The sequence below is a fragment of the Microbacterium sp. Y547 genome, assembly GCF_057669785.1.
Window position 1 is genome coordinate 1 of sequence record NZ_JBYHFN010000005.1, and the last position, 14,382, is coordinate 14,382.

The window sequence follows — 14,382 nt, forward strand, 5'->3', positions numbered from 1 at the left end:
TACCCGTCAACCAAAGTAGGGGCAGTCCCTTTCATCTCGCTGCACTCGCTCAACGAGCGGGTGACGCACCCGCAGCGCGAGAACCGCGAAAACGGCAACTAGCGGCTTTCGGACACGCTATTCGACGAATATGCGCCGGAAGTTTGTGGGCGATTTGTGGGCGATTTGGCTTCAGGGCGCCTGACCGCCAACGAACAAAGGCCCCGAAACCCGCGTGATTACGCGGCTTTCAGGGCCTTGTTCCGTGACAACGGTTTGTGGAGATGGGGGGAATCGAACCCCCGTCCATCGCTGAGTCTCCGCGCATTCTCCGGGCGCAGTCTGTGCAGACGTTCTACTCGGCCCCGACATTTGTCACAGACAACTAAGTCGACAGGCCCAGCCTGGAAAGAGTCCCGCGTGACGTCCAGACGCCATCACGCAGCAAGATTCCTAAATGACGCCAGGAACCGTGTCGGAATCAACCACGGCCTGACGGACTATCGGGCTCGCTTATGCAGCGAGGGCGAAGTCGTTGCGCTTTGCATCGGCAACTATAGTTTTGCAGGGAGCGTTGACGAGATAACCCTGCATCCTCGGCCCGCTTCTCGTGGATTCGCAAGCAATGTCGAAACCGATCATCCCCGTGAACCTTCTCTCGAAGGGAACCGCTGTCACTCTGTGGAGTTGTGTCTTTCCTCGGGCGAACCCGAGCATCCCAACTTACAACAGATGCCGCTCCCCCGCCATTCCCACGACACGGTCTAGCCGCTACCCTGGCGCCATGAACCGACAGCGTTCTGGCCCAACATCCGTCGTGCTCATCGCGCTGTGTCTCGGCTTCGCACTCGCCGGATGCTCCTCGGGCGCTGCGCCCGCGCCATCCACCACCCCGTCGCCCACCGTGACGGCCACCCCGACTCCGACTCCGACGCCCACGCCCACCCCGACAGCCGAACCACTCGCTCTCACGTGCGAATCGATCATCACCCCCGAAGCCGTCTCCGACTTCACGGCATTCGGCTGGACAGGGGAAGAACGTCCGAACCCCCCGTGGACCGTCGGCAGCCAGCCGTTCGAGGACGGCCTGGCCTGCCAGTGGATGCTGGACCACTCGGTCGGCACCGACAACTTCTCGTGGTTCGGGTGGGCTCCGATGGATGCCGCCGAGGCAGCCGCCGTCACCAGCTCACTGACCGGCAGCGGCGAGTACTTAGCCGACGAGACGCCCGACGGGCTCTATCTCACGATCGACCCGAGCCTCGCCGTCGTCACCGACGCGAACGGCTATGGCATCACCTACTTGCTGGCCGACGGGTGGATCGCCGGCGCGGGCACGCGATCCGAGCTGATGCTGGTGCGCGTGCCCGAAGGCTGGACGCCGGAGGGCGGCTGACCGCACCCACACGTAGAGTCTCTGCATGAGCGAAGTGATCATCACCGTCCGTGGAGAACACGAGACCCGCGTTGCCCCCGAAGAGGCCGTCGCCACGATCACCGTGCGGGCAGAAGGACCCGAGCGCGGCGAGGTCGTCGAGCGGATCTCTGCGCTCACGGCTCCCCTGCGTGACGATCTTGCCGCACGCAAGCTCGCGGGCGGCGTCGCCGACTGGTCGAGCCAGCGTGTGTCGCTCTGGGCGAACCGCCCGTGGAACAACGAGGGCACGCAGCTCGCCCTCGTGCATTACGCCTCGGTCGAGCTGACGGCCACCTTCACCGACTTCGCCGCCCTGTCGTGGTGGCTCACCGACGTGGCCGAGCGCGAGGGCGTGCAGATCGACGGGGTCTCCTGGAGCCTGACGCCCGAGTCCGAGAGCAACGCCGAGGCCGCGGTCGCCGCACAGGCCGTGCGCGTCGCCGTGGATCGCGCGACCGCCTACGCGTCGGCGATCGGACTGTCGAGCGTGACCCCCGTCGAGATCGCCGACGTCGGGCTGCTCACGCACGGTGACAGCGGCGCGCCGCCAGAGATGCTGCGCATGGCGAACGCCTCATTCCGCGCCGAGGCCGCAGGCCCCGCCTTCGAGTTCGAGCCGAAGGACATCGTGGTCTCGGCGGCCGTCGAAGCACGATTCACCGCACGGTGAATCGCTGACCATGGTTCAGTCGCCGAGGCGGTTGCGCGAGCGCATCGCGCGCTCGGCTTCGCGCTTGTCTTCGCGCTCGCGGAGCGTCTGACGCTTCTCGTACTCGCGCTTGCCCTTCGCGATGGCGATCTCGACCTTTGCCCGGCCGTCCGAGAAGTACAGCTTCAGCGGCACGAGCGTATAGCCGCCCGCTGACACTGCGTGCGAGAGTTTGACGATCTCGGCTTTGTGCAGCAGCAGCTTGCGCGTGCGCTTCGCGGCGTGGTTCGTCCAGTGCCCCTGCGAGTACTCGGGAATGTGCACGGCGTCAAGGAACGCCTCGCCGCCGTCGATGTAGGCGTAGCCGTCGCTGAGGTTCGCGCGCCCCTGACGCAGCGACTTCACTTCGGTTCCCGTGAGCACGAGGCCCGCTTCATACGTCTTCTCGATCGTGTAGTCGTGACGCGCGCGGCGGTTGGTCGCCACGACCTGCTCGCCGCGTTCCCTGGGCATGGGCCCTCCTCGATATCGGATGCCGCATCCCCGGGTTCGGGCGCGCGACAGCCCGTCAGTCTATCAACCGCGCATTCTCGCGGAAATCAGGCGCGGAGCCAGCGCCGGATCGCGAAACCTGCCGACAACGCCGCGAGGGCGATGCCGATCACGATCAGAATCGGCACCACGAGCCAGGCCTCGGTCATCCCCACCCAGGTCGTCACGAAATTGACCCGCTCACGCAGGTAACCGTTGACCCCGAAGTGCACGCCGGCGAGCACTGTGCCCGATGCCAGCACCGAGCCGATGAGCGCTGCGAAGACACCCTCGAGCACGAACGGAGTCTGGATGAACCGATTGGATGCACCGACCAGCCGCATGATCCCGATCTCGCGTCTACGGGCGTATGCCGACAGACGGATGGTCGTCGCGATGAGCAGGACCGCGGCGATCAGCATGAGGCCGGCGATGCCGACGGCGATATAGGTCGCGACGGTGAGCGCGGCGAACAGCGGCTCGAGGTATTGCATCTCGTCGCGCACTTCTTCGATGCCCGGGGTGCCCGAGAACGCTTCGATGATGACGTCGGACTGCTGCTGGTCGACGAGGCTGATGATGAACGTCTCGTTGAGACTCTCGGGTGCGACGACGCTCGCGTAGTCCTCACCGAGCAGGTCGATGACGTTCTGATAGGCCTGGTCGCGGTTCTCGAACTGGACGCCGCGGATGAGCCCCGTCAGCGCAGGGCTCTCGAGCTTCGCCTCGACGTCGGCCAGCTGTTCGGGTGTCGCGACGCCGTCGGTACACGTCGTCTCGGTCGACACATCGGTGCACATGAAGATCTTCACCTGCGCGCGGTCGACCCAGAAGTCGCGCATCGTGCCGATCTGCATCTGCATGAGCACGGCCGCGCCGACGAAGGTGAGCGAGACGAAGGTGACGAGCACGACGGAAACGACCATCGACGCGTTGCGGCGCAGGCCAGAGAACGCTTCAGAGAGGATGAGCCCGACCCTCATGATGTCGGCCCCACTTCGTCGTCGCGACCCGCGTCGGCAAGACCCAGGCGATCAGCCAGCCCAAGCTCTGAGACATCCATCTCGATCGCTTCGACGACGGGAATGGGATTCGTGCGCGGCGTGACCGGTTCGGACGCGGCCTGCGGCTCAGGTGCGGGTGCCTCGACGGCCGGCGCGGCCTCTTCGGCCCGCGCGAGCTGCTCGGCCGACTCGGTGATCGCCGCATCCGTCGCCGCCATCGCGCGCGCTTCGAGCACGGGCTCGGCGGCATCGGTGGCCGCGGCGACGGCGGCATCGACCGCTTCGGAATCCACGACGCCTGTCTCGACGATCTCGCGGTGCAGTTCGAGCACGGCGGTGAGGGCGGCGACCGCGGCCGCGCCCTTCTCGGGCTCGGGGGCCAGACTCGGGATCGCAGAGGTGTCGCCGTACCCACCGTGGCGCTCGTCACGGACCATCTCACCGTGGTGCAGCTCGATGACGCGTCGCTGCATCTGATCGACGAAGCCGGCTTCGTGGGTCGCCATGACGACGGTCGTGCCGCCGGCGTTGATGCGCGCCAGCAGCTGCATGATGTCGACGGATGTCGCGGGGTCGAGGTTGCCGGTCGGCTCATCGGCCAGCAGCACCTGCGGCCGGTTGACCAGAGCGCGGGCGATCGCGACGCGCTGCTGCTCGCCACCCGAGAGCTCATGCGGGAATCGCTTCTCTTTGCCCGCAAGGCCCACGAGGGCGAGCACTTCGGGCACGGCCTGCTGCACGAAACCACGCGACGAGCCGATCACCTGCAGGGTGAACGCGACGTTCTGGAACACGGTCTTGGTCGGCAGCAGCCGGAAGTCCTGGAAGACCGCTCCGATGTGCCGGCGGAAGTACGGCACCTTGCGGTTGGACAGCGTGCGCAGATCGCGACCGAGCACGACGACGCGCCCCTCAGAGGGCACCTCTTCGCGCAGGATCAGTCGCAGGCACGACGATTTTCCCGAGCCGGATGCACCGACCAGGAAGACGAACTCCCCGCGTTGCACCTCGAAGTCGACATCGCTCAGCGCGGGCTTCGGGGTGCCTCGGAAGCGCTTCGTGACGTTCTCGAACCGAATCATGGCTCAATGAGCCTAAGCGGGAGTCATGCGGTGGCTTCCAGCGACACTCGGGAGGTGCGTCCGAGAGTTCGCGCGACGGGGCGGCGTGGCGCTCATCGATCCCTCCCCAGGAGGCCGCGAAAGAGGTCATCCACAGATTTCAGAAAGAGCCCTGGATCTGGGTGAAATCGGGGCCGGAATGTCGGAAGGGGTCACCAGGATTGAGGCATGAACCCGCTCCTGGCACAGCTCGAGTCGCTCGACGCGCTCGCGAGCGAAATGCTCGAGCGGCACCGCGATGATGACGGCCTGCGGCGGGCCCCTGATGAGCACCTGCTGCTCGTGCTGTCGACAGCGGCCCGGGTGCAGCGCCGTCTCGACGCTCTGCTGATCGAAGCGGGTGATGAAGTCGTGGCTCGGTCGGCGACAGGTGTCGTCGAAGACCGGATGACCTCGCGATTCGGATGCCACGACGTCAACGAGCTGCTCCAGCGCACGACGCTGCAGGGTCCGCCGACCGTCGCACGCCTGCTGCGCGCGGCGAAGGGCGTGTGCGGTGAGCGTGCGCTCGTCAGCGGCGAACGGTTAGAGCCGAGGCTTCCAGCCCTGCGCCGGGCGATGCTCGATGGCGCGGTGGGCGTCGACGGTGTCCTGGCGATCGCCACGCCCCTGCTTGCGACCGGGCACCGCGCTTCGCGCGAGGCGCTCAGCACAGCCGATCGGCTGCTCGCGGCGGTGGCGACCGGTGAGGGGCCTGACGGTGCGCCACCGGCGTGCGCTGATCTGCTGCGGGTGCAGGCGCAGACCTGGCAGATCGCGCTCGATCAAGACGGCGCCGAACCGCGCGATCGCCTCGCCGCATATCGCCGTGGCGTCACGCTCGGTGCGCCCACCGATGCCGGGGTGCCCATCCGCGGCACCCTCATGCCCGAAGTCGCGGCGCAGTTCCAGCGGCTCTGCGACGCGATGCTGTCGCCCCGGGTCGAGGGCGTGCGTTTCGTCGACGAGCCTGCCGACGCCGACGACTCTTCGGGGCCGGCCGACACCCGCTCGCGTGCGCAGCAACGGCATGACGTGCTCGCGACCGTCCTGACGGTGGCCGCCTCGAGTGGCGAGCTGCCCACGATCGGCGGTGCCGCCCCGACCCTTGTCGTCTCGGTTCGCGCAGAAGACGTCGCACGCGGCACCGGCTACGCGCACATCGATGGGTTCACCCGGCCCGTGTCGATGGCGACGGCGCAGCACATCTCGTGCGGCTCGGTCATCCAGCGCATCACGTTGAACGCCGAAGGCCGCATTCTGCGACTGGGAACCGAGGAGCGGGTCTTCAACCGCCGCCAGCGGCGCGCGATCACACTTCGTGACGGCGGGTGCGTGATCCCGGGGTGCGGTGTTCCCGCGGCCTGGTGCGAGATCCACCACGTCACCGAGCACTCCGCGGGCGGACCGACCCACACCGACAACGGGGTGCTGGTCTGCTGGTTCCACCATCGATTCCTCGAGTCCAGTGGCTGGGCGATCCGCATGATGCGGGGTGTGCCTCAGGTGCGCGCGCCGCTCTGGTACGACTCCGCTGGTCAGTGGCGAGCCGTCACCACCTCGCCGACCCGGCTTCGAAACGCTCTCCTCACGACCTGACGGCACCCGCCCCGGGGCTCAGCGCGCGAACGTGAGCGCTGCGTTGACGGCCACCGCCAGGCCCAGCGCAACGACGATCCCGTTGCCGATGAAGGGCGACAGCCCGAGCAGTCGCGGCGCCGAGCGCGCGCGCAAGAACGCACCGACTCCCACCAGCAGCGCCTGCCACGCGAAGGATGCCACGCCAACGGCGAGCACGAACACCGCCGCACTCCCCCACGACGACGTCACTCCGGTGATCGCGGTGACGACGGCGGCGAAGTAGATCACCGTCGTCGGGTTGACCACGGTGAGCCCGACGAACAGCATGAACCGGCGTGCCGACGCACCTGCCTCCCGTGCCCGTGGCGCGAGACCGGCGGAGCGAGATGCCTGCATGAGCCGCCACGCGCCGAGCGCGAGCAACGCGCAGCCGCCGATGATCTGAGGCCAGGGTGCCCACTCGGCGATCACGGGTGCGGCCGTCGAGCCTGCCGCCACGGCGACCGTGCACAGGATCACATCCGTCGTCGCGACGCCCGCGGCGGCGGTCAGTCCACGGCGCCCGCCGTGCGTGGCCGCCTCCTGCACCAAGAGCACCCCGATCGCACCGAGCGGCATCGCGAGGGCGAGGCCCGCGACCAGCCCCGAGAGCAGGGCGACACCGAGATCCATGCACCGAGCATCACGCGACGGCGACATCCGACAGCGCGATTCACGGTCATCCTGAGATGATGAGCAGCATGGACGCCCTCGACGAGAAGATCCTCGGTCATTTGCGCGAGAACGGCCGCGAATCATTCAGCAGCATCGGACGACAGATCGGCCTCAGCACGAATGCCGTGGCAGCCCGTGTGCGACGCCTCGAGAACACGGGCGTCATCGTCGGCTACCAGGCCATCCTGGCGACGGATGCGCCTGACCCCACGGCGCACCTCGAGGGTTTCATCGACGTGCGCCTGCACACAGACCGCGACTCAGACGACTTCCTGGAGTGGGTGCGAGGCGTGCCGCAGATCCGCGACGCCGTGCATGTCACCGGTCCGCATGACTACCTGCTGCGCGTGAGGGTGCGCGACATGAGCGATCTCGATCAGCTACTCCGCAGAATCAAGAAGGATGCCGGCGGAGCACAGACGCAGACGCGCCTCGCGCTGCGCTGAGGCGTCAGTCTTCGATCTTGCGCTTGCGCCAGCGGATGCCTGCGGCGATGAGGCCGTCGAGGTCTCCATCGAACACCGACGCGGGGTTTCCGACCTCGTAACCTGTACGCAGATCCTTCACCAGCTGCTGACCGTAGAGGAAGTACGAGCGCATCTGGTCGCCCCAGCTCGCCGTGATGACACCCGCGAGCTCCTTCTTCTTCGCGGCCTCTTCTTCGCGCTGGAGCAGCATGAGGCGCGTCTGGAGCACGCGCATCGCGGCGGCGCGGTTCTGGATCTGCGACTTCTCGTTCTGCATCGACACGACGATGCCGGTCGGCAGGTGCGTGAGGCGCACGGCAGAGTCGGTCGTGTTGACCGACTGGCCGCCGGGGCCCGACGAGCGGAACACGTCGACGCGGATGTCGTTCTCGGGGATCTCGACCTCGACGGCCTCTTCCATGACCGGGATCACCTCGACGGCGGCGAACGACGTCTGGCGCTTGTCGGCCGAGCCGAACGGGCTGATGCGGGCGAGGCGGTGCGTGCCGGCCTCGACCGACAGCGTGCCGTAGGCGTAGGGGGCGTCGATCTCGAACGTCGCCGACTTGATGCCGGCGCCCTCGGCGTACGAGGTGTCCATGACCTTGACGGGGTACTTGTGACGCTCGGCCCAGCGCAGGTACATGCGCAGCAGCATCTCGGCGAAGTCGGTGGCGTCATCGCCGCCGGCGCCGGAGCGGATCGTGACGACGGCACCGCGCGAGTCGTACTCGCCGTCGAGAAGCGTCTGCACCTCGAGCTGACCGATGAGGCTCTCGAGCTCGGCGAGCTCCTTGCGCGCTTCGTCGGCCGAGTCCTCGTCATCCATCTCGAGAGCGAGCTCGACGAGCACGTCGAGGTCGTCGAGGCGCCGCTCGATGTCGGCGATGCGCTTGTACTCGGACTGGCGGTGACTGAGAGCGCTCGTGACCTTCTGCGCCTTGTCGACGTCGTCCCACAGGTCGGGCGCACCGGCAGCCTCGCTGAGGCGCGCGATCTCGGCGGTGAGTGCGTCGACGTCCACCACGGCGCGAATGTCGTCGAAGGTGGAACGCAGCGCCTGGATGTCGTCGGAAAGATCGAGTTCGAGCATCACAGTCCAGAGTAACGTGGATGGGCGTGACGGATCACGCGGACCCCATTCGCGCCCGGGACGTACTGTGGCGGTTCGGTCCCATGGTCTACGGTCCGACCGTGCTCTTCGCCTTCGGCGAGGGCGCCGTCATCCCCCTCATCCCCGTCATCGCAGCGCAGCTGGGTGCCGATCTCGCGACGGCCGCGCTCGTGGCATCCGCCCTCGTCGTCGGACAGCTGTGCGGAAACCTTCCCGCCGGCTGGGCGGTCGCACGCATCGGCGAACGCCTCACCATGGCTATCGCCGGCACGGTGGCTCTTGCCGGCGTCGTCGTGCTCGCCCTCGCACCGTCGCTCGGGGTCTTCGCCCTCGCCATCCTCCTGGTCGGCTTCTGTGCCGCCGCCTTCGGACTCGCGCGCCACTCGTTCATGACGACGCGCGTGCCCATCGCCTTCCGCGCCCGCGCCCTGTCGCTGCTGGGCGGAACGTTCCGCTTCGGCATGTTCATCGGGCCGTTCGCCGCCGCCGCACTCCTCGCGATCTTCCGCGACGAGCACGCCGCCATCTGGCTCTTCGGCGTGTGCCTCGTCGCGACGGTGCTGCTCGTGCTGCTCGGGCCCGACCCCGAGAAGCAGTTCGCCGCCGTCGCGACGACTCCCGCCGACCCCGCCGCGGTCGAAGACACCGGCGAACCCGTCACCGGATCGATCCCGACCGCCGCGCCCATCGGCGTCTTCCGCACGATGTGGCGCTACCGCGGGGTGCTCGCCCGGCTCGGCAGTGCCGCGGCGTCGCTGTCGGCCGTGCGGTCCGCACGCCAGGTCGTGCTTCCCCTGTGGGGCGTGTCGATCGGCCTCGACGCGCAGACCATCGCGCTCGTCGTCGGCGTGTCGGGGGCGATCGACTTCGCCCTGTTCTACGCGAGCGGCCAGGTCATGGACCGCTTCGGACGCCTCTGGGCGGCCCTTCCCGCCATGATCCTGATGGGCGCGGGTTTCGTCGCCCTGTCGTTGACGCACGACCTCGAGCAATCGGCGATGTGGTTCGCCCTCTTCGCCGCCGTGCTCGGCGTCGGCAATGGGCTGTCCAGCGGCATCCTGCTCACACTGGGGGCCGATGCCGCGCCGAGGACCGACCCCGCACCCTTTCTCGGGTCGTGGCGCACCCTCACCGATGCGGGCGGGGCCGTCGCGCCGCTCGTGGTGTCGGGCGTCGCCGCCGCGGCATCCCTCTCGGTGGCGACCGGCCTGATGGGCGTCGTCGGTCTTGTCGGCGCCCTCGCATTCATCCGCTGGGTTCCCCGCTTCGCGCCGACGTAGCAGCGGGCGGCACGGGTTGCGCCGTTCACCGCAGTGCTGTGCGACTCGTCGCCGTCGCCTGCAGCGCGACCCCGTCGGGCACGAACAGCGTGAAGACGGGCGGATGCCACGGGCTCGCGACCGTCACGCGCGCCGAGATGCCGTCCGGCGTCGACGCCGCGACGAGACGCGCATCGTGCGCGACGACGTCGAGCAACGCCGATGCCTGCGCGTACACCCCACCAGAGGTCAGGCGCGCGATGGGCTCGCCCTCTGACACCTCGACGGTGAATCCGTCGGCGCCGGCAAGCGCGGCGGCATCCGCCACGGCGTCGAGCCGCTTCTGCGCGAGATACAGACTCGTCGCGTCGACGCACACGAGCACCGTGACCAGTGCCAACAGCGCGTAGCCGATCGTGAGAATCAGGATGCTACCGCGCTCGCCGTCGCCGTCGCCGCCGAGACGGCGCCGCAGCACCCCGATCACAGCCCGCCCCACAACCGCGAGACCTTCTGCACCGCCCGGGCCTCGACGGGAACGACAGCGAGGCGGTCGAGCCCCAGGATGGGCGGCACGAACGGCAGCGACACCGCTGTACGCAAGGTCACGACGACGGTCGCACCCGCCGCCGGGCAGGGCACGGTCGCCGGTGCACACGCGATCGCGACCTTCACACGGCCCGCATCCATGCCGTACTCGCGCGCGACGGACGCGAGCACGGCGTCCGCGCGCGCCGCGGCATCCGTGGTGTCGGCCGCCGTCGAAATCGCCCGCGCGACGTGCCGCGCACCGGCTTCGGTGCCGAGGGCCTGCGTCTGGATCATGCCCAGCGCGACGACGAGATAGACGATGGGCACGAGCAGCACGAGCCCGACGACGATGAACTCCAGCGCCACGGAGCCCCGCTCGGGATCGTCGGACTCACCCGAACGACTCGACCGGCGCATGCGCCGTCACCTCCAGCATCCCGGGGGCGCCCCACAGCCCGACGAGCGGCAGCGTCGCGCGAACCGTCACCGCGACCGTGTCGTGGCCGAGGGCACTCCCGTCGCTCGCCCGCACGTCCGTCGCGTACCCGGCACCGACCGTGTACGTGAGGATCTCGCGGGTGCGCCGCTCGCCGTCGAGGGTCGTCGTGTCGGCGAGCGCCGCGTGATACGCCCCCTCGACGGCCGCATCGTGCACGACGTTGCGCACGTAGACCGCCAGCCCGAGCTGCAGCACGGCGAGCGTTAGTGCGGTCAGCAGCACCCCGACGAGTACGAACTCGACCGGCGCCGATCCCCCGTCATCGCGCAGCGCCGCGCCGAGGCGAGAACGGATGCCGCGCATCAGAACCCGGCGACGCGCGAGATCGCCTGTTCGAACAGCCCCGACAGCGCGGGTCCGGCGAGCGCCCAGATCACGACGACCAGTCCGGCCGTCATGAGGGTGATGAGCACCCAGCCGGGAACGTCTCCGCGTTCGTCGTCTCGGATGTCCCGCAGTGCGGCGTGCGCACGGGTGAAGAGGGATCGCATGAAAGGTCCTTTCCTTCGGTCAGCCGATTCCGAGTCGGAGCATCAGCACCCCGGGGAAGACGGCGAAGATCACACTGAGAGGCAGAATCAAGAAGACAAGCGGCACGAGCATCACGATCTCTTTGCGCGCCGCACGTTCGAGGAGTCCCCGCTTGGCGTCCTCACGTGCGTCGAGCGCCTGCGCGTGCAGCACGTGGGCGAGCGGCGCGCCACGCTCGATCGCGGCGACGAGCTGGTCGACGCCGCGCGAGAGCGCAGGAACATCGAGTCGCTCCGACAGCCCCGACAGCGACTCCGGCAGCGGTGACCCCGTGCCGACAGCCAGCACGACACCGCGCACTTCGCTCGTCATCTCACCCGCGCCGACGTCGCCGACGCGCCGCAGCGAATCGAGGACACCCTCCCCCGCCGACAGGCAGAGCGCGAGGAACTCCCACAGTGTCGGCAGCTCCTCTTCGATCCGCGCGACGCGGGCGCGGGCGGCTCGGGTCAGCACGACGTCGCACACGACGACGGCAGCGACACCCGCCAGGGGCGGCACGACCCACATGCTCGGCGACGCCCGGTCCGCGAGCGCGATCGCCACGAGGAGCACACCGCCCAGGCCGATGCCCGCGATCGCCCACGTCAGCTGGCGGCCGCGGAACCGCGCAGCATCCATCGCCCAGCCCGCCTGCCGCAGCCGACACTCCAGTGACGGGGCACCGCCCATGACGCGGGCGAACCGATGCTGCACGACGCGCCACACGGCGATGAGGTCCTGCGCGGCCGGCAACGTGGTGCCGCTCGGGTCGGTCACGTCGCGGATGTACGGCCCCACACGCTGAGCGAGCGACACCGCACCCCAGCGCGGCGCGACCGCGACCAACAGACAGACGCCCACCCCGAACGCTGCCCCCAGGATGACGGCGACGGCGACATCGGTCGCGACGCTCACGCGAACCACCGCCGCGGCTCGGCCAGGCGCCCGATACGCAGCATGATGCGGTAGGCCACGGCCGAGACGACCGCCCCGGCCACGACGAGCACGATGCCCTCGGCGCTCGCGTACGCGCTCGCCCCCTCGGGCCGCACCGCGAGGAGCGCCAGGATCACCCACGGTGCCGTGACGCCCAGCACGGCCGCACCCCGCACCCATGACTGACGCGCCTCGACCTCGGCGCGCAGAGCCGCGTCGGCGCGCACCGATGCGGCGAGCGAACGCAGGATCGGCCCGAGCTCGGTCCCCCCGACCTGCCGCGCCATCCGCAGTGTCTCGACGATGCGGTCGGCCACGGGGTCGGCGAGCGCGGCCTTGAGTTGCCGCACGCTGGAATCGAAGTGACCGGATGCCGCGAGGTCGAGCCGGTACGCCGTGAAGGCGGCGCGGAGCTCGATCGGAGCGCAATCGGCGAGGCTCGCGACCGCATCGGGCAGCGCCATCCCAGCTCGCACGGAAGCGATGAGCAGATCGCACACGTCGGGCCACAGCCCGCGCCGGGAGCGCCGCCGTCGCGTGCGCTGCGCACGTACGAACGCGAGGGGTGCAGAGCCGCCCGCCCCCGCGGCGACGAGCGCGATCGGCGCGACGGGCACGATGAGCCACGCTCCCGCGGCAGCGAGCGCCGCGGCGCACAGCGACACGACACCGAGCTGCCATCCGGCGACCCGTGCGAGTCCCGCCTCGTCGAGCAGCCGAGCCACCCGCCCCGCATCCGGTGTGCGCGACCGGCGGATGCCGTCCGGCCACAGCCAGGGCGAGACCGCGAGCAGCAGCCCTGCGGCGAGCGCCGCGCCCAGCACGACGGTCATACCCCGTCCGCCCGGTACAGCGTGCGCGCCGTGATCGTGCCGCCCTCGACGCCCGTGGGGGCCACGATCTCGGCCACGCGGCGTTGACCCGCGGCATCCCGCTCGCACTGCACGACGAGATCGACCGAACCCGCCACAGCCGGCAGGACGAATGCCGCGTCGATGTTGCGTCCGGCCAGGAGCGGCAGCGCGACGAGCTTCGTGAGCGCCTCGCGAGCCGTGTTCGCGTGGATCGTCGCGGCGCCGGGGACACCCGTGTTGAGCGCCAGCACGAGGTCCAGTGCCTCAGCGCCGCGCACCTCTCCGATGACGAGGCGGTCAGGGCGCATCCGCAGCGCCTCTTTCACGAGGCGTCTCAGCGTCACTTCGCCCGTGCCCTCCAAGCTCGACTGTCGTCCCTGCAGCGCGACGAGGTCGGGCGCGTCGACCGCGAGCTCGAAGGTCTCCTCGACCGTCACGATCCGGTGCTCGGGCGGGCACGCCGCGATCAGCGCACCGAGCAGGGTCGTCTTGCCGGCGTGGGTGGCTCCCGACACCAGGATGCTCCGCCCCGCACGCACCGCGTCGGCGAGGAGACGCGCACCGTCGGGCCGAAGGGCGCCCGAGGCGACGAGCCCCGCCAGGTCGCGGAACGCGGGCAGGAACTTGCGCAGGTTGAGGGCCCAGTGGCGCCGGGTGATATCCGGAATGACCACGTGCAGTCGACTGCCGTCGGGCAGCGACGCATCGACGAACGGCTGCGACAGATCGATGCGACGACCCGAAGCGTGCAGCATCCGTTCGACGAGGTCGCGCACGACCGTGTCGGTGAGCACGAGCGGCACACGTTCGGACACCCCCGCCCGGGCGACGAAGATGCGGTCGGGAGCATTCACCCACAGCTCCTCGACCGTCGGATCGTCGATGTATGCCTGCAACGGCCCGTACCCCGCGACGGCGGCGAGCACCTCGCGCACACACGCCGCCTCGTCATCGACGGGCACGAGCCCGCGGGCCAGCGCGAAATCGTTGTGACGGCGCACCTCATCGCGCGCGACACGCCCGGCATGCTCGGGATCGCGCGTCGGATCGCTCTGCTCGCGCCGCAGCCGCTCGCGCACGCGCTCGGCCACGACGGTGGCGGCAACGGCCCGGCCAGGGGCGAAGAGGGAGGCGGCGGCGGAACTCATCGGAGCATCCTCGCAAGCCACCACAGAGGCACCGCGAAGTTGTCCACAGAGCGGGGTTCTGGTGAAGACAGCGTGGGGCAGGCAGG

Annotated in this window: 17 protein-coding genes and 1 other RNA gene; 5 read left to right on the plus strand and 13 right to left on the minus strand. The window is 69.3% G+C overall.

Annotated elements, in window-relative coordinates:
- Positions 1-255: 255 nt before the first annotated feature.
- Positions 256-625: a transfer-messenger RNA gene (gene ssrA, locus AC25Y0_RS09235) on the minus strand.
- Positions 626-763: 138 nt separating this feature from the next.
- On the opposite strand from ssrA, the gene AC25Y0_RS09240 reads away from it, so the two are divergent.
- Together AC25Y0_RS09240 and AC25Y0_RS09245 are read left to right on the plus strand one after the other, a co-directional pair.
- Positions 764-1,375, plus strand: a complete 612-nt coding sequence (locus AC25Y0_RS09240; RefSeq protein ID WP_488134543.1) for a hypothetical protein — start codon at positions 764-766, stop codon at positions 1,373-1,375.
- 25 nt (positions 1,376-1,400) lie between these two features.
- The gene (locus tag AC25Y0_RS09245) at positions 1,401-2,066 is read left to right on the plus strand and encodes an SIMPL domain-containing protein (RefSeq protein ID WP_488124194.1); all 666 of its coding nucleotides are present in this window, start codon (positions 1,401-1,403) and stop codon (positions 2,064-2,066) included.
- Between the two features lie 15 nt (positions 2,067-2,081).
- On the opposite strand, the gene smpB is transcribed toward AC25Y0_RS09245, so the two are convergent.
- The 3 genes from smpB to ftsE form a co-directional block, all read right to left on the minus strand.
- On the minus strand, positions 2,082-2,558 hold the full coding sequence (gene smpB / locus AC25Y0_RS09250; protein WP_488134544.1) for an SsrA-binding protein SmpB: 477 nt from the start codon (positions 2,556-2,558) through the stop codon (positions 2,082-2,084).
- An 86-nt stretch (positions 2,559-2,644) separates the two neighbouring features.
- Positions 2,645-3,559, minus strand: a complete 915-nt coding sequence (gene ftsX / locus AC25Y0_RS09255; protein ID WP_488124192.1) for a permease-like cell division protein FtsX — start codon at positions 3,557-3,559, stop codon at positions 2,645-2,647.
- Positions 3,556-4,662 carry a cell division ATP-binding protein FtsE gene (gene ftsE / locus AC25Y0_RS09260; RefSeq protein WP_488124191.1) on the minus strand — a complete coding sequence of 369 codons (1,107 nt, stop codon included), beginning with the start codon at positions 4,660-4,662 and terminating at the stop codon, positions 3,556-3,558. The genes ftsX and ftsE overlap by 4 nt, the downstream gene beginning before the upstream one ends.
- Before the next feature lie 207 nt (positions 4,663-4,869).
- On the opposite strand from ftsE, the gene AC25Y0_RS09265 reads away from it, so the two are divergent.
- Positions 4,870-6,279, plus strand: a complete 1,410-nt coding sequence (locus AC25Y0_RS09265; protein ID WP_488124190.1) for an HNH endonuclease signature motif containing protein — start codon at positions 4,870-4,872, stop codon at positions 6,277-6,279.
- 18 nt (positions 6,280-6,297) lie between these two features.
- On the opposite strand, the gene AC25Y0_RS09270 is transcribed toward AC25Y0_RS09265, so the two are convergent.
- On the minus strand, positions 6,298-6,933 hold the full coding sequence (locus AC25Y0_RS09270; RefSeq protein ID WP_488124189.1) for a LysE family transporter: 636 nt from the start codon (positions 6,931-6,933) through the stop codon (positions 6,298-6,300).
- A 59-nt stretch (positions 6,934-6,992) separates the two neighbouring features.
- Here AC25Y0_RS09270 and AC25Y0_RS09275 point away from each other — a divergent pair, with 59 nt between their 5' ends.
- On the plus strand, positions 6,993-7,421 hold the full coding sequence (locus tag AC25Y0_RS09275) for an Lrp/AsnC family transcriptional regulator (protein ID WP_488124188.1): 429 nt from the start codon (positions 6,993-6,995) through the stop codon (positions 7,419-7,421).
- A 4-nt stretch (positions 7,422-7,425) separates the two neighbouring features.
- Here AC25Y0_RS09275 and prfB read toward each other — a convergent pair whose 3' ends face one another.
- The gene (prfB, locus tag AC25Y0_RS09280; protein ID WP_488124187.1) at positions 7,426-8,535 is read right to left on the minus strand and encodes a peptide chain release factor 2; all 1,110 of its coding nucleotides are present in this window, start codon (positions 8,533-8,535) and stop codon (positions 7,426-7,428) included.
- Positions 8,536-8,555: 20 nt separating this feature from the next.
- On the opposite strand from prfB, the gene AC25Y0_RS09285 reads away from it, so the two are divergent.
- Positions 8,556-9,836 (plus strand): MFS transporter, encoded by a 1,281-nt coding sequence (locus AC25Y0_RS09285; protein WP_488124186.1) that lies wholly within the window; start codon positions 8,556-8,558, stop codon positions 9,834-9,836.
- Positions 9,837-9,861: 25 nt separating this feature from the next.
- Here AC25Y0_RS09285 and AC25Y0_RS09290 read toward each other — a convergent pair whose 3' ends face one another.
- The 7 genes from AC25Y0_RS09290 to AC25Y0_RS09320 are packed head-to-tail and all read right to left on the minus strand — an operon-like array spanning position 9,862 to position 14,296.
- Positions 9,862-10,302, minus strand: a complete 441-nt coding sequence (locus AC25Y0_RS09290) for a pilus assembly protein TadG-related protein (protein ID WP_488134545.1) — start codon at positions 10,300-10,302, stop codon at positions 9,862-9,864.
- Positions 10,299-10,763 (minus strand): TadE family protein, encoded by a 465-nt coding sequence (locus AC25Y0_RS09295; protein ID WP_488124185.1) that lies wholly within the window; start codon positions 10,761-10,763, stop codon positions 10,299-10,301. The genes AC25Y0_RS09290 and AC25Y0_RS09295 overlap by 4 nt, the downstream gene beginning before the upstream one ends.
- Positions 10,738-11,148, minus strand: coding sequence for a TadE/TadG family type IV pilus assembly protein (locus tag AC25Y0_RS09300; protein ID WP_488124184.1), 411 nt, complete (start codon positions 11,146-11,148; stop codon positions 10,738-10,740). The genes AC25Y0_RS09295 and AC25Y0_RS09300 overlap by 26 nt, the downstream gene beginning before the upstream one ends.
- On the minus strand, positions 11,148-11,336 hold the full coding sequence (locus AC25Y0_RS09305) for a hypothetical protein (RefSeq protein ID WP_488124183.1): 189 nt from the start codon (positions 11,334-11,336) through the stop codon (positions 11,148-11,150). Before AC25Y0_RS09305 ends, AC25Y0_RS09300 begins: the two co-directional genes overlap by 1 nt.
- A gap of 19 nt (positions 11,337-11,355) precedes the next feature.
- Positions 11,356-12,273 (minus strand): type II secretion system F family protein, encoded by a 918-nt coding sequence (locus AC25Y0_RS09310; protein WP_488124182.1) that lies wholly within the window; start codon positions 12,271-12,273, stop codon positions 11,356-11,358.
- Complete coding sequence (locus tag AC25Y0_RS09315; protein WP_488124181.1) at positions 12,270-13,127, minus strand: type II secretion system F family protein; 858 nt, start codon at positions 13,125-13,127, stop codon at positions 12,270-12,272. The genes AC25Y0_RS09310 and AC25Y0_RS09315 overlap by 4 nt, the downstream gene beginning before the upstream one ends.
- The gene (locus AC25Y0_RS09320) at positions 13,124-14,296 is read right to left on the minus strand and encodes a TadA family conjugal transfer-associated ATPase (protein WP_488134546.1); all 1,173 of its coding nucleotides are present in this window, start codon (positions 14,294-14,296) and stop codon (positions 13,124-13,126) included. The genes AC25Y0_RS09315 and AC25Y0_RS09320 overlap by 4 nt, the downstream gene beginning before the upstream one ends.
- Positions 14,297-14,382 lie beyond the last annotated feature (86 nt).